Raw genomic sequence first — 13,904 nt, forward strand, 5'->3', positions numbered from 1 at the left:
GGCTCGGCAGTGCCGGACTGGCCTCGATGCCCCGGTACGGGCTGGCTGTCCGTCACCCCTCGGGCGGGGGCGGGGGTCGCGTCACCCCGGGAGCGGCGGTGTCTCGATGATCTTGCGGAGGGCCTGTAGGCCGCGGCGGATGTGGCTCTTCACGGTTCCCAGCGGAAGCCCCGTCTCCCGGGAGATCTGAGAATGTGTCAGGTCGCCCCAGACCGCCAGCCCGAGCAGACGCCGCTGGACCGCAGGCAGTCGGCTCAGCATCTCCAGGAGGAGAACCCGGGTCAGGGCTTCCTCGCTCTCGTTGTGCTGCGGGTGGCGCAGCACGTCCTCCTGGTGGGCCGTGACCAGACCGGTGAGCCTGGCGCGGCGGACGCGGGCGGCGAGGCCGTCGGCGATCGCGTGCCGCGTGATCCCGACCAGCCATCCGCCCAACGATCCCCGGGCCGGGTCGTATCCGGCACGTCCGCGCCAGGCGGCGAAGAACACCTGCTGGGTGGCGTCCTCCGCGTCCTGTGGGTCGCGCAGCGCTCGCAGTGCCAGGGAGTACACCAGGGAGCCCCACCGCTCGTACGCGGCGGCCAGGGCGGCCTCTTCGCCCCGGGCGAGCCCGTCGGCGATGGCGGCTTCGGCGCCGTCACAGGCGTCGGGGCAAGAAGTGACGTGGGCGGATTCTGCCGGACGAGGCAGGGCGGGCAGAGCTGGAGACATGGTGCACTCCTCGCGGTCTGGAGCCGGTTCACGACGTCGACCAACGTCCGGCAGCTCGCTCCGACGACCCAACTCGCATCGTTTAGGCATCGGTTTGCGGTGCGCCCCGTGCGGCCCGCGCGAGCCCCGCCCGTCCTGGTCCGGCAGCACGGACCCGCAGGTCAGTGGCGTGCGACGGAGCCGCCCCGGCCGATTTCGCGGCCGGACGCGGGCGGGCGCGGAAAGTGACGTGGGGCGAACGCGCATCCAGGGCCCGACGACGGCCGGTATCAATCGGTGCCGCAGGCCCGCCCGGTCAAGCCCCTCCCGAGGGCCCGCGGTGAGCCTGGACCGCCGTGGCCCGGCGGCTCCCACGTTCCCGCCCCCTGGCCAGCGCATCGTCGCTCGCGCGGAGGTCACCATGCCCGACCACCTGGACTCCGACGAACTCGCCGAGATCTCCCTCGGTCCGCCCGACCCCGCTCGGCTCACCCCGTACCGGCGCCACCACCTCCGGCTCTGCGACCGCTGCCGAGGTGAGCTCGCCGAACTGCGGGCGGTGGTCCGGGCAGCGCGCGACATCACCAGTGATGACCTGCTCGTCGAACCTCCCGCATCCGTGTGGGAGTCCGTCGTCGTACGCCTGCACCTCGACGACGAGGACGCGTAGTCCGTGCGCGCACCGGCCCCGGACAGGCCCGCCCGCCCGTGCGCCCGACGAGGTCCGAGCGGCCCCGCCCGTCCGGTGCGCCCGGCTACGGCGGCGTCCCCGCCCACTGCGGCAGGACGTCCCGCAGGACGACCTGCCGCGCCCACGGCCACGGCGAGCCCCTTCCACGACGTACGGTCGGGTCGTGAACAGGACAACGCAGACGGCACAGGAACCGGGGGAGGCGAGCTTCTCCACCGGAGAGGTCGCCCGGCGCCTGGGGGTGTCGCCCACCACCGTTCGTTCATGGGACCGGCGTTACGGCATCGGCGCCGGAACGCGTACGCAGGGCAGCCACCGCCGTTGGAGCCCGCAGGACATGGCCCGTCTGGAGCGGATGTGCGGGCTGACCGCGACGGGGGTGCCGCCCGCCGAGGCGGCCCGCCTGGCGGTCGGCAGCCTCCCGCCGCCTCCCGTCGTCCCGTCACCGGCACCGGCGCCCACGAGTGCGGGCGGCCGGGCGGGCGAGGGGATGCGCCTGGGCGGTGTGCGGGCGGAGTGCCGGGGAGTCGTCCGGGCGGCTCTGCGCCTCGACGCGGGCGCTCTGGACGAGCTGCTGACGACCGTCATACGGGACCTCGGACTGGTCACCGCCTGGACAGAAGTGATCATGCCCGCGCTGCACGCGGCGGGCCGGAAGTGGGAGGGGGAACCCGACAGATACGTCGAGGTCGAGCACTTCCTGTCCTGGCACGTCTCCGGGGCGCTCCGGCGGGCGGGCCCCCCACTGCCCCCGGGAAAGTCGCGCGGCGCCGTCACCCTGCTGGCCTGCGCGCCGCAGGAGAACCACACGCTGCCGCTGGAGGTCCTGGCGGCCTCCTTGACCGAACGGGCCCTACCGGTGCGCATGTTCGGTGCCGCGCTGCCGGCCGAGAGCCTCCTGGGGGCGGTCGAGCGAACCGGCCCCGTGGTCGTGGGGCTGTGGGCGCAGTCCCGCGCCACGGCAGACCGCACGCTCGCCGACCGCGTGGCGGACCTGCGGTGGGGCCCTCAGGGGGCCCGCAGGAAACCCTCCGTCCTCGCGCTGGGGCCCGGTTGGTCCGGTACCTCGGCACATGTCCGCCCGCACGGGCTCGCGGAGGCCGTCGCGACGGTGGAGGCGCGCGTGGCGCAGCACCACCGCGGCCGCCGACGGCACTCGACCGCCTCGCGATGAGGAATCCGTACCGCCTGCGTCGCGACAGGGGAGGGGCGCCCTGAACGGGGAAGGGACGCTCTGAACAGGGGAGGGACACTCTGAACACATGCACCGCCCCGCCCGAGTGGCGGCCCGTGCCTCCGGCGCCAGGGCCCGGAGGCATCGGGCACGCAGGGCGACACCGCCGAGAAGGCCCCCGGGCCACCCGTGCCGGTCCCACTCACCCGTACGAGGGAACTCCTCCCCCTGGACGCGCTGCGGCGCATCCGACGGGGCCCCACGGAGCGAAGGTCCGCAAAGGTCGTCGCCGCCCGTCTCCGTGCCGAAACCGGGCCGTCAACGACGGGACCGCCGCCACAGCGTTGTCACACCGAAGCCTGGCCGCCGACAGTTCGGACCGGCCCAAGGGAGCTCCTCGATGAAGATCGTCGCCACAGCCGCCCGTACCGCAGTCGCCCTCGCCGCCGCGACGGCCTGCGCCCTCACGGTCGCAGGTGCCGCGCCCGCCGCCCCGGCTTCCCCCGCCGAAGCGCACGCCGCGCCGGGTGCGGCCACCGAACCCGCCTCCGTCGGCGTCCTCGACGTCCCGCGCTACCTCGGCCACTGGTTCCAGTTCGCCGCCGTACCACGGGCGTTCGAAGCCAAGTGCGCGAAGAACGTCCACGGAACGTACGGTCTGCGGCCGTCCGGTTCCCTCTCTGTACGCAACGGCTGCACCACCTGGCAGGGGCGCGCCAGTTCCATCGAGGGCGAGGCCAAGCCCCTCGACGCCACCGGATCGCGGCTCAACGTCTCCTTCGTCGCCGTCGACGGCGTCTACCAGCACGGCGTGAACGCCAACTACATCGTCGTCGGGCTCGCCCCCGACTACCGCTGGGCAGTGGTGACGGACAGCGCCCGGCGGTCCGGATTCGTGCTCTCCCGCACACCGGGCCTCACCCCGGCCCGGCAGCAGGCCGCTCGGCACGCGATCCGCGCGGCGGGTCTCGACCCGTGCTCCTTCCTGACGACCCGGCAGGACGGCGGCTCCCGTACGAGCGCACCCTTCTGCTGACCTCCGCTGGTCGGCACCGATCCTCGCCGTCGCCGGTCGACGTGCATCCGAATGCGCCTCCCGTACGGAATCCTGGTCGACCGGCTCTTCGGCACGAGAGGAATGGACGGAGGCGCCCCCTTGCACCCCTCGCACCCACGCACCCCCGGGGCCCGAGAACCGCGTGCACCGGCCGACCCCGGCCACCCTGCCGCGTCGTACAGCACGAAGCCCCCCAGTACGCAGTCCCACAACACGAAGACCCACAGCACCAAGACCTACGACACGGAGATCGCCGTCATCGGTGCCGGAGCGGCCGGACTCTCCCTCGTCCACCGGCTCTGCGCACCCGCCCCCGGCCGCAGGCCCGACGTGACCCTGATCGACGCTCCTCCGGGACCGCTGCGGCCACCGGAGCGCACCTGGTGCTTCTGGGAGGAGCCGGGCGGCGCGTTCGACGAGGTGCTGACCGCCTCCTGGGACCGGCTGCGGCTGCGCGGGCACGCCGGGGACACCGTCGACTGCGCGCTGGCTCCCACGCGCTACAAGATGCTGCGCTCCACCGACTTCGAGCGGCTGGTGAACGCACGGCTCGACGCCGCCCCGCACCTGCGGCGGACGACGGCGACCGTCGACGGCATCGACGACCTGCGCCCCGGCGCCGTCGTACGGGGGACCACAGCCGGGGGAACACCACTGCGTCTGCGGGCCCGTTGGGTCTTCGACTCCCGGCCGCCGCGCACCCTGCCCCCGGCCCGCACCCTGCTGCTCCAGCACTTCCGGGGCTGGTTCGTCCGTACCGCACAGCCGTGCTTCGACCCCGCCGTCGCCGACCTGATGGACTTCCGCACCCCCCAGCCCGCACCCGGGCTCTCCTTCGGGTACGTGCTGCCGCTCGACCCGTGCCGGGCACTGGTGGAGTACACCGAGTTCTCCCCGCAGCCCCTGGACGACACCGGCTACGACCGGGCCCTGCACCACTACACCTCCCAGGTCCTGGGGCTGGGTGCGTTCGAGGTGACGGGCACCGAACAAGGCGTGATCCCGATGACGGACGCCCGTTTCCCCCGCCGCATCGGGTCATCGGCCTTCCGTATCGGCACCGCGGGCGGTGCCACCCGGCCGTCCACCGGCTACACCTTCGCCGCCGTGCAGCGGCAGAGCCGAGCCGTCGCGGACGCCCTGGCCCGCGGTCGCCCGCCGCTGCCGCCGCCCGCCTACCCGGCCCGCTCGCGGGCCATGGACGGCGTCCTGCTGCGCGCACTGGCCACCGGGCGGGTGGACGGGACGCGGTTCTTCACCCGGCTCTTCCGGGAAGCGGGACCGGAGCGGATGCTCCGCTTCCTGGACGGCCGCACCACCCGCCGCGAGGACTTCGCCGTCGGCCTGCGCACCCCGGTCCTGCCGATGCTGCGCACGGCCGCGGAACTGCCGTGGCTGCGCAGACTCCCGGACACCCGCGCGCGCCGCAGCCCGGCCGCCGGGCGTCGCGGACACGAGGAGACCGGGCCATCGGCCCCGGAATCCGGACCCCTCGCGTGACCGACGCCCGCCCGCCCCCCCCGGCGGCCCGCATCCGCCCCACCACGACCACCCCGGAAGGACCGCATGAGCCTGCTCCGCGACGAAGCTCTGTCCACCGCGTTCGACCGTGCCGCCCACACCTGCGACCGGCTCACGGCGGCCAGCCCCGGTGACCAGGAGTTCGACACCGCCGCCCGGTTCGCGGCACGGTCGCGCCGGGCGGGTTTCTCCCGCGTACGCGTTCTGCCGATGCCCGGCCGGCAGACCGGCATCGTGCACACCGTCCTGGCGGCCGCCCCTGACGAAAGGGCGTACGCGGGCGCGGGGGTGTCCCGATGAGGACGAAGGCACCCCGCCGGGGCCGCGACCGCCGCGCGGTCATGCTGCCCGGCCCCGCCGGACGCGCTCGTGTCCCGGGCGAGGCCCCCTCGGTGGCCGTCGTCGGCGGCGGCATCGCCGGTCTCGCCGCGGCCACCGCACTCGCCGAGCGGGGCGTCCGCGTCACCGTGTACGAACGCGAGGACACCCTCGGCGGCCGCCTCGCCGGATGGTCCACCGCACTCGCCGACGGCTCCACCGCCACCATGAGCCGGGGCTTCCACGCCTTCTTCCGTCAGTACTACAACCTGCGCGGCCTGATCCGGCGCGTCGACCCCGGCCTGGACGTCCTGACCAAGCTGCCCGACTACCCCCTCCAGCACAGCGACGGACTGCGCGACAGCTTCGCCCGGGTACCGCGCACCCCGCCCTGGAGCGCGCTCGGCTTCGTCGCGCTCAGCCCCGCCTTCGGCTGGGGCGATCTCGTCCGGATGAATCCGCGCGCCGCCCTGCCCCTGCTCGACGTCCGGGTGCCGGAGGTGTACCACCGTCTCGACAAGGTCAGCGCCCGGGACTTCCTCACCGGCATCCGCTTCCCCGAGGCCGCCGACCACCTGGCGTTCGAGGTGTTCTCCCGGAGCTTCTTCGCGGACCCGCGCGAGTTGTCCGCCGCCGAACTGGTCCTGATGTTCCACATCTACTTCCTCGGCTCCAGCGAGGGGCTGCTCTTCGACGTGCCCCGCGAACCGTTCCCGGCCGCCCTCTGGGACCCCCTCGGGCGCTATCTCGCCGGGCACGGCGTGCGGCTGCGCACCGGCACGCCCGTGCACGGCGTCACCCCGGTGCCCGGCGGGGTCACCGTCGCCACGGACGCGGGGGAGGAGCCGTACGACCGGCTGGTCCTGGCCCTGGACACCGGCGGACTCCAGCACGTGGTCGGGAACTCGCCGTCACTCGGGAACGCCGCCTGGCGCGAGCGCATCGCCCGGCTGCGCACCGCCCCGCCCTTCCTGGTGTCCCGGTACTGGCTGGACCGCCCGGTGGCCGCCGGCCGGCCCGGCTTCCTGGGCACCGGCGGGTACGGTCCGCTGGACAACGTCAGCGTGCTCGACCGCTGGGAGGGCGAGGCGGCGCGCTGGGCCGCCCGCACCGGCGGCTCCGTCGTCGAACTCCACGCGTACGCCGTCGACCCGGGGGCCGACCGCGAAGTGGTCCAGGACCGGGCGCGGACCGAACTGCACCGGGTGTACCCGGAGACCCGGGACGCCAAGACCGTCGACGTACGGCACGAATGGCGGGCGGACTGCCCGCTGTTCGAGGTCGGCGGTCACCGCGACCGGCCCGGCACGCACACCCCCGACCCGGCCGTGGTCCTCGCGGGCGACCTGGTGCGCACCGACCTTCCGGTGGCCTTGATGGAGCGCGCCGCCACCACCGGTTTCCTCGCCGCGAACGAACTCCTCGGGCAGTGGGGGCTGCGCGGCCAGACCCTGTGGACGGTGCCCGCCCGGGGCCGCGTGCCGGGCCTGCGGAGCCTGGCCTCCCTGGCCGCGAGCTGAGCCCGAATCGGCCGGTACCGCGCCTTGTGGCGGCGGCACCGGCCGGTTGCGCGGGGGCTCAGCCCGGGAACCGCCCGGTGCTGCGCAGTGTCCAGCGCCGCTCCGCGTACGCGAGGTCGTCGCGCCACAGCCGCCCCGCCGCCGCCCGCATCAGCGGACGCAGTACGGGCGCGGCCGCCTTCGCCACGGCGAAGCCCCTGCGGTCCGACGCCGCGACGACCGCCTCCACCACCGCCGTGCGCGGGCGCCCCGAGGCGTCCGGGGCCAGCGGAGTGGCATGCGTCTCCACCACCGAACCCTCCCCCTCCCCCCGGGTGATGTGCATGACGACGGTGCGCGGCTCGGGCGCGGTGAAGACCGCCCGCACCGGCACCACGGCACGCCCGGCGACCTTGAAGGACACGTCCACCACGAACGCGTCCTCCCCGGCGTGGTCACGGTCGGCCGCCTTTTGCCCCGGCGAGCCGACCACCGTCAGATCCACGAAGGAGTACGGGTGGAACCAGGCCCCGTGCCACGGGTCGAGCCGGTTGGCCACCACGTCCTCCGGCTCGCAGCGCCCCACGACCGTGCAGACGGCCGCGACCGACGAGTCCGGGTCGGGCCGCAGGGGTACCACCGGACGGTCCAACGGCTCCTCGCCGCCCACCCGGTCCAGCCGTACCCACAGCAACACCCCGTCGTCGTGCACCGGATAGGGCTCCCACCCGGCGAACGGGCCGCCGTCCAGGGCCAGTCCGTGCCAGTGGCAGACGAGCGTGCCGCACCGCACCCGGCTGTCCTTCAGCGGCGCTCCCAGGTGCGGACACGACCCCGCCCCGGCCCGTACGGAGCCGTCCTCCCCGTGCCAGAGCACGATCTCGGTCCCGGCGACGACCCGCCCCAACGGCCGGTCGGCCGGAACACAGCCGGAAGCCCCCACCACGTACCAGTTGCCCGAAGGGCGGGCCTGCGCGCGCTTCAGCGCGGCGGCGATCACGGCGGGGGAGGCGTCGCGCCAGGTGGGCCGCTGCCGCTCCCAGGGCACGGGGGCGCGCCGCAACCGCAGCGGGAACCGCCCGCCCGGGGGCGGGAGTTCGCCTGCGCCGTCCGGCCTGATGTCCTCGTTCACACCGTCTCCTTCCGAACCCGTCCGTCACGCGCCACAGTGCCCCCGGCCGTGCCTGCGCCCCGATGCGGAGCTGCTCCGGCGTGCTCCACCCGACTCCACCCGGCGGCGCGGGACCGGGCCGCCGCGAGGCGCACCAGCCCGTCGGCGGCCACCACCGCCCGCCTCCGCCGGGACACCACGGCCCGCCGGTGCAGCACCCGGTACCCGTCGTCCGCGACGGCATCCAGGATCGCCCCGTACAGCACGAAGGCGGTACGGATGCACGGGCGTGCCACCGGGTCGAGCTGCCTCAGCCCCGGCGCCGCCTCCCGGTACACGGCACGGGTCAGTTCGGCGACGTGTCGCAGTGCGGCGGTGATCCGCCGGTCCGGGAGCCCGGTCAGTCGGCTCCAGGCGAGCAGGTCCCGGTCGACGCCGTGCGCGGCGAGGAGATCGCCGGGCAGATACACCCGCCCCCGGTCGAGGTCCTCGCCCACGTCCCGCAGGAAGTTGGTCAGCTGGAAGGCCACACCGAGCGCGGCGGCCTGCGGGGCGGCCTCCGTGCGCGGCACGACGGTCCCCAGGACCGGCAGCATCTGGAGGCCGATCACCGCCGCTGACCCGTGCATGTACGCCCGCAGGTCGTCGTACGTCGGATAGTCGGTGACGGTCAGGTCGCTGCGCATGGACGCCATGAAGTCGGTGAAGAGGCGGTGCTCGATGTCGTACCGGGCGGCGGTGTCCGCCAGCGCGCGTACCACGGGCTCGTCGCTGTGCTCCCCGGCCAGGCCCGCCTCCAGCCGTGCGCACAGCGTGTCGAGGACTGCCGCGCGGTGTGCGGTGGTGGCCGGGGAGTTCAGGTCGTCGACGATGTCGTCGGCCCACCGGGCGAAGCCGTAGAGCGCGTGGACGGCGGGCCGGCGTTCCACGGGCAGCAGCCGGGTCGCCAGGAAGTAGGTGCGCCCGTGCCGGGCGTTGAGAGCGCGGCAGTGGTGGTACGCCGCACGCAGCGCCGCATCGGTGATGCCGGCGGCGTCGAGTTCACGGTCGGTCATGCGGGGGTGCCTTCCGGGCTGCGGGGCCGGTGGTTCGGATCGGGCGTGCGGGGCCGGGCATGCGGGCGGCGCGGGCGGGCCGGTCGGCACCGGTGATCCTGGCGGCCGCGAGCTTCCCCGAGATCAGGACGGTCGGCACGCCGACCCCGGGCGTGGTGCCGCAACCGGCCAGGACCACGTTCTCGGTGCCGCGCACCAGGTTGCGGGGCCGGAAGGGGCCGGTCTGCGGGAAGGTGTGGGCCGCCGAGAAGGGCGTACCCGCGCCGTGGCCGTCCGCGCTCCAGTCGGCGGGCGTCACCAGACACTCCTCCTCGATCGCCGCACCGAAGCCCTCCAGGCCGCGGGCGGCGAGGGTGCGCAGGAGGCTGTCGCGGTAGCGGGGGCCGAGGTCCGCCCACTCCCGCACGCCCGGGCCGACCACCGTGTTGGGGCAGGGCGCCAGCACGTAGTGCAGATGTCGGCCCGGAGGGGCGAGCGAGGGGTCGCTCGCGGTGGGGCGGGTGATCAGCAGGGAGGGGTCGGACATCAAGTCCCCGGTGCGGGTCAGCTCCCGGAAGGTCTCCTTCCAGGCGGCGCCGAAGGAGATGGTGTGGTGGCCCAGTTCGGGCCAGGTGCGGTCGGTGCCCGCGTGCAGGATCACCGCGGACGGCGAGTGCCGCAGCGGCGCCGGGCGGCGCGGGCTTCTTCCCAGCAGCCGGTAGGCGACCGGCAGGTCGGGGGTCAGGACCACCGCGTCGCAGGGGATGCGCTCCTGGTCGGTGACGACGGCGGTGATCCGCTCACCGCCGCCGGAGCGCTCCAGGCGGGTCACGTCCTGCCCGTAGCGGAAGTCGGCGCCCGCCTCGGCGGCGGAGTCGGCCATCGCGCGCGGCAGGGCGTGCATGCCGCCGCGCGGGAAGTACACCCCGGCCACCGTGTCCATGTACGCGATCACGGCGTACGCGGCGAGCGCCCGAGCGGGCGGCACACCTGCGTACAGGGCCTGGAAGGTGAAGACGCGGCGCAGCCGCTCGTCGGAGAGGAAGCTGCCGATCCGGGCGTCCATCCTGCCGAACCCGCCGAGCGCGGCGAGCCGCGCCAGGTCCGGGTGCAGGAGCTGGAGCGGGGAATCGAAGTTGGCGTCGATGAAGCGGCGCATCTGCACCCGGTACAGCTTCTCCAGCCAGGCCCGCAGCCGCCGGTAACCGAGGGCCTCGCGGGCCCCCGCGAACCGGGCGATCTCCGCCTCCATCTCCGGGCCCCGGGTGTGCACGTCCAGTGCGCTGCCGTCGGCGAACCGGGCCCGGTAGGCGGGGTGCAGCTCCAGCAGTTCCAGCCGCCCCGCCATCGAGTGGCCGACGGCGGCGAACGCCTCCTCGACGAGGTCCGGCATGGTGAGCACGGTCGGGCCGGTGTCGATGCGGTAGCCGCCCCGGTCCAGCAGGCCCGCCCGGCCGCCGGGCTCACCGGCCCGCTCCACGACGGTGACCCTGCGTCCCGCGCCGAGCAGGTGCAGGGCGGCGGACAGTCCGGACAGGCCCGCCCCGACCACGACCACGTGGTCGGTGGGTCCCGGCAGCGTCCTCGTCGCCGAGGCGACCACGCGGTTCGTCGTGCTCATACGGTCGTCTCCTCACGGAATGCGGACCCGGCAGGGCCTTCGCCCGCCCGCGCGCCACGCCCGGCGTTCTGCTGTCCGCCGCGCCCGGCGCGGGCCGCGTGGACGGACGGGGGTACGCGGACGGCGGCGACGGCGCCCAGCAGTTCCCGCAGTCGTCCCTCCGCCTGCGGCAGGAGCGGAACCGACGCGAGATGCCGGTGGGCCACGGCGACCAGCCGCTGGATCTTGGCCTCCACCAGATCCCGGGCACCGGTCTCCACCAGTACCTCCCTGACGCGTTCCAGGCCCTCCTCGCTGAGAGCGGGGTTCCCCAGGGAGGAATCCAGGAGGGCGGCGGCGGCCCGGTCGCCGGACACCTCGGCACGGGCACGGGCGAGGGCCGTCAGATAGGTGGGCTTGCCGTCGCGGACGTCCTCACCGGACGGTTTGCCCGTCGTGCGGGGATCGCCGAAGATGCCGAGCAGGTCGTCACGGAGCTGGAAGGCGATGCCCGCGCACCGGCCCGCCGAGCACAGTGCCCCGTTGGTCCTGTCGTCCGCCCCGGCGAGGGCGGCTCCCAGAGCCAGCGGCCGTTCCACCGAGTACAGGGCGCTCTTGAGCGTCGCGGTGCGGATCGCGGCGCTCATCGCGCGGGAGCCGGTGACCTGGCCGTGCAGGTCCAGGTACTGCCCGGCCACCATCTCGGTTCGCATGGCCCGCCACAGCGAGCGGACCCTTGCTCGTACGTCCCCCGTCACCACGGCCGCGTCCCATGCCTCAGCGGCCACGTCGTCGGCCCAGCTCAGGGCCAAGTCCCCGGCGAGGACGGCCGCTGCCCTGCCGAACGGCCCGCCCCCGCCGTGACGTGCGCCCAGCGCGACGTGCAGGGCGGGCCGACCCCGGCGGACGGGGGAGTCGTCCATCACGTCGTCGTGCACCAGGGCACAGGTCTGGATGAGTTCGAGCCCTGCCGCCAAGCGCAGCGCGGTGTCCGCCGTACTGGCACCCGAACCTCCGCCACAGGCCCGCAGCCCCCACCACAGGAACTGGGCGCGCAGCCGCTTGCCGCCGTTCAGCGCGAAGTCGGCGACCCGCTCCGCGAGGTCCACGCCGAACGTGGCGTCGAGTGCGGCACACTCCCGCAGCCGTTCGTCCAGCAACTCCTCCAGTACGCCCCGCACGGCTGCCGGAACGTCCTCGTCGATCCGCCGGGCGGCCACGGCGGCATTCGTAGGCACTGCCTGCGGGCCACGGCCCACCGGGGACCGCGTGGAGGCCGCCCGTCGCTCGTGGCCCGGACCGGGGCGGATCTCATGGCCGTCCGGGGAGCTCTCGCCCGTCCTCGTACGGTGCATCGCGCTGCCTTTCGTGGCGTCGGCGGTCTCGGTCCTGGGTATTCGCCTCCGCCGCCCCCTTCGGATGCATCGGGTCCTTCACATTCCCGGCGGCACCCCGAACCGGCTCGCTGCGGGTGCCTTGGTCCACCTGCGCGAATCCTTGCGCCCAGGGCCTGTTCGACGGGGCAGGAGCTGGACGATCCCCGCTTCGATCATGGAGCTGGTCGGCGAGAGCCTGCGGGACGTCGAGATCGGCTAGGTCCCAGCGGGAAGGCCGAGGCCACCGCCATGGGTGTCCTTCCCCCTTCCCCGAGGTCCCCGTTCCCCTTGAGCGGCTGAATGTACGGCGGACGGCTGGAGTTCGGCCCCGCATGGTCCTGCGGCTGGTGCGGCGAGGTGCCCGGCCGGAATCGAGACAGGTAGGTGTGTGGGACGTACATGGCGTGGAGACACCGCGCTATCCGAGACGAAGGACACCGCTTCATGCGCATCCCGTCCCTGCCGACCGCACCGAAGAGCCCGCAGCGCGGAACTCCGCTCGGTGCCACGTGGCACCGTCGCGTCGGCGTCGCCCTCACCGCCGCACTGCTCGCCTCGACCGCCACCACAGCTGCGGCGGCCTCCTCGGCGGTCGATTCCGCCGACACGAAGTCCGCGCGCGTCAGCGCCACGACTGACCCTCCCGTCATCCACCACAGCCAGGTCTGGACCGACGCTCCCGCGGCCGACCGCGCCACGTCGCGAGTTCTGCGGATCGACCAGCAGCCCCAGGAGGACCCGTCCTGGGACTGGGCCGCGGCTGCCTCCACCATCGCGGGCTACTACGGCAAGCCCGTATCCCAGAGCGAGTTGTGCCACCGCGTGGCCGGTACCAAGAACTCCAGCGGTACGTGCCGGATCCAGTCGGGCGACATCCGCGACGTACAGCAGGCCCTGGAGGCCGCAGGCATCAAGGGCAGCCGCCCCGTCACCAAGGACCTGACCTACGACCGCCTGCGCAAGGAGATCGACGCGGGCAGGCCGGTGGTCGGACACCTGGAGATCCCCGGAAGCTCCCTCTCACACACCGTCGTCGCCCACGGATACGACGCCGCCAAGAAGTGGGTGTACTGGACCGACTCCTGGCCCACCGCCTCCCGCTACAACTGGGGCGACTTCCACACCGTCCTCTCCAACACCGAGTTCAAACTGACCGCCGCGCTGATCGGCATCGGTCCCGGACGCTCTGCCGGTGACCAGCCCACCCTGGCCGCCAAGCGCGCCGCCGCACCCGCGGGTTCGGGCGGCGGCTACACCCTCGACAGCGCGCGCCAGAGCTCGAAGACGGCCAAGCTGCTCCCGATCGCCATGCGCAAGCAGGAGAACGACGAGTGGTGCTGGGCCGCCAGCGGCTCGACCCTCGCGGCGTTCTGGGGGAAGAAGTTCACCCAGACGCAGTTCTGCAACATGGGTCACGGAAGGTCCCGCGACAGCTTCTTCATCGACTGGCCCTGCGCGAACGAGCCGGGCAACCTCAACCGGGAGCAGAGCGGCCTGAAGACCGCCGGACTGAACCCGGGCACCCAGTACAAGAGCCCGCTGACGTTCGAGGAGGTCAAAGAGGAGATCGACGCTGGACGCCCGATCTACACCGGCATCAAGTGGGCCAAGGGCGGCGGCCACGCCCATCTGATCTTCGGTTACGACGAGGCCACCAAGAGCCTCTACTGGGGCGACCCTTGGCCGTCGGCGAACCGCTACAACTGGGCCCCGGCCGACTACTACACCAAGAACGACTCCTACTTCTGGAACCACGGCGTCAAGGGCGTCTCCACCCCGCCGAAGAAGAGCTGACGGTCTCCATCCCCGACGGCCAAAGCCACAGGAGCTGACGGC

The 13,904-nt window shown here is 73.9% G+C and carries 11 protein-coding genes and 1 pseudogene; 7 read left to right on the plus strand and 5 right to left on the minus strand.

The window, feature by feature from the left end; translation table 11 throughout:
• Window positions 1–81: 81 nt before the first annotated feature.
• Window positions 82–708, minus strand: coding sequence for an RNA polymerase sigma factor (locus OG897_RS29610; protein ID WP_266661513.1), 627 nt, complete (start codon window positions 706–708; stop codon window positions 82–84).
• 400 nt (window positions 709–1,108) lie between these two features.
• Between OG897_RS29610 and OG897_RS29615 the strand changes: the two genes are divergently transcribed.
• The 6 genes and pseudogenes from OG897_RS29615 (at window position 1,109) to OG897_RS29640 (ending at window position 6,968) form a co-directional block, all read left to right on the plus strand.
• The gene (locus OG897_RS29615) at window positions 1,109–1,357 is read left to right on the plus strand and encodes a hypothetical protein (protein ID WP_266661515.1); all 249 of its coding nucleotides are present in this window, start codon (window positions 1,109–1,111) and stop codon (window positions 1,355–1,357) included.
• A gap of 184 nt (window positions 1,358–1,541) precedes the next feature.
• Complete coding sequence (locus OG897_RS29620; protein ID WP_266661517.1) at window positions 1,542–2,552, plus strand: MerR family transcriptional regulator; 1,011 nt, start codon at window positions 1,542–1,544, stop codon at window positions 2,550–2,552.
• A 400-nt stretch (window positions 2,553–2,952) separates the two neighbouring features.
• Window positions 2,953–3,588: a lipocalin family protein gene (locus tag OG897_RS29625; RefSeq protein WP_266661519.1), complete on the plus strand. Its 636-nt coding sequence runs from the start codon at window positions 2,953–2,955 to the stop codon at window positions 3,586–3,588.
• 270 nt (window positions 3,589–3,858) lie between these two features.
• On the plus strand, window positions 3,859–5,109 hold the full coding sequence (locus OG897_RS29630) for a lycopene cyclase family protein (protein ID WP_266662495.1): 1,251 nt from the start codon (window positions 3,859–3,861) through the stop codon (window positions 5,107–5,109).
• Window positions 5,110–5,271: 162 nt separating this feature from the next.
• Window positions 5,272–5,430, plus strand: a pseudogene (locus tag OG897_RS29635) (ubiquinone biosynthesis methyltransferase UbiE); the annotation flags it as partial.
• Window positions 5,427–6,968 (plus strand): FAD-dependent oxidoreductase, encoded by a 1,542-nt coding sequence (locus tag OG897_RS29640; protein ID WP_266661521.1) that lies wholly within the window; start codon window positions 5,427–5,429, stop codon window positions 6,966–6,968. The pseudogene OG897_RS29635 and the gene OG897_RS29640, both read left to right, overlap by 4 nt.
• 58 nt (window positions 6,969–7,026) lie before the next feature.
• On the opposite strand, the gene OG897_RS29645 is transcribed toward OG897_RS29640, so the two are convergent.
• The 4 genes from OG897_RS29645 to OG897_RS29660 are packed head-to-tail and all read right to left on the minus strand — an operon-like array spanning window position 7,027 to window position 11,912.
• Window positions 7,027–8,079, minus strand: coding sequence for a DUF5914 domain-containing protein (locus tag OG897_RS29645; protein ID WP_266661523.1), 1,053 nt, complete (start codon window positions 8,077–8,079; stop codon window positions 7,027–7,029).
• Window positions 8,076–9,113 carry a phytoene/squalene synthase family protein gene (locus OG897_RS29650; RefSeq protein ID WP_266661525.1) on the minus strand — a complete coding sequence of 346 codons (1,038 nt, stop codon included), beginning with the start codon at window positions 9,111–9,113 and terminating at the stop codon, window positions 8,076–8,078. Before OG897_RS29650 ends, OG897_RS29645 begins: the two co-directional genes overlap by 4 nt.
• Window positions 9,100–10,713, minus strand: a complete 1,614-nt coding sequence (locus OG897_RS29655; protein WP_266661527.1) for a phytoene desaturase — start codon at window positions 10,711–10,713, stop codon at window positions 9,100–9,102. Before OG897_RS29655 ends, OG897_RS29650 begins: the two co-directional genes overlap by 14 nt.
• Window positions 10,710–11,912, minus strand: coding sequence for a polyprenyl synthetase family protein (locus tag OG897_RS29660; RefSeq protein WP_266661529.1), 1,203 nt, complete (start codon window positions 11,910–11,912; stop codon window positions 10,710–10,712). The genes OG897_RS29655 and OG897_RS29660 overlap by 4 nt, the downstream gene beginning before the upstream one ends.
• A 600-nt stretch (window positions 11,913–12,512) precedes the next feature.
• On the opposite strand from OG897_RS29660, the gene OG897_RS29665 reads away from it, so the two are divergent.
• Window positions 12,513–13,862, plus strand: a complete 1,350-nt coding sequence (locus tag OG897_RS29665) for a papain-like cysteine protease family protein (protein ID WP_266661531.1) — start codon at window positions 12,513–12,515, stop codon at window positions 13,860–13,862.
• Window positions 13,863–13,904: the final 42 nt, after the last annotated feature.

Origin of the sequence: Streptomyces sp. NBC_00237 (genome assembly GCF_026342435.1) — a bacterium.
Classification (GTDB): domain Bacteria; phylum Actinomycetota; class Actinomycetes; order Streptomycetales; family Streptomycetaceae; genus Streptomyces.

What these genes read in the sequence shown, in the direction of transcription:
- OG897_RS29610 (WP_266661513.1), bottom strand. Translation starts at nt 708, where the DNA reads ATGTCTCCAGCTCTGCCCGCCCTGCCTCGTCCGGCAGAATCCGCCCAC.
- OG897_RS29615 (WP_266661515.1), top strand. Translation starts at nt 1,109, where the DNA reads ATGCCCGACCACCTGGACTCCGACGAACTCGCCGAGATCTCCCTCGGT.
- OG897_RS29625 (WP_266661519.1), top strand. Translation starts at nt 2,953, where the DNA reads ATGAAGATCGTCGCCACAGCCGCCCGTACCGCAGTCGCCCTCGCCGCC.
- OG897_RS29640 (WP_266661521.1), top strand. Translation starts at nt 5,427, where the DNA reads ATGAGGACGAAGGCACCCCGCCGGGGCCGCGACCGCCGCGCGGTCATG.
- OG897_RS29650 (WP_266661525.1), bottom strand. Translation starts at nt 9,113, where the DNA reads ATGACCGACCGTGAACTCGACGCCGCCGGCATCACCGATGCGGCGCTG.
- OG897_RS29655 (WP_266661527.1), bottom strand. Translation starts at nt 10,713, where the DNA reads ATGAGCACGACGAACCGCGTGGTCGCCTCGGCGACGAGGACGCTGCCG.
- OG897_RS29665 (WP_266661531.1), top strand. Translation starts at nt 12,513, where the DNA reads ATGCGCATCCCGTCCCTGCCGACCGCACCGAAGAGCCCGCAGCGCGGA.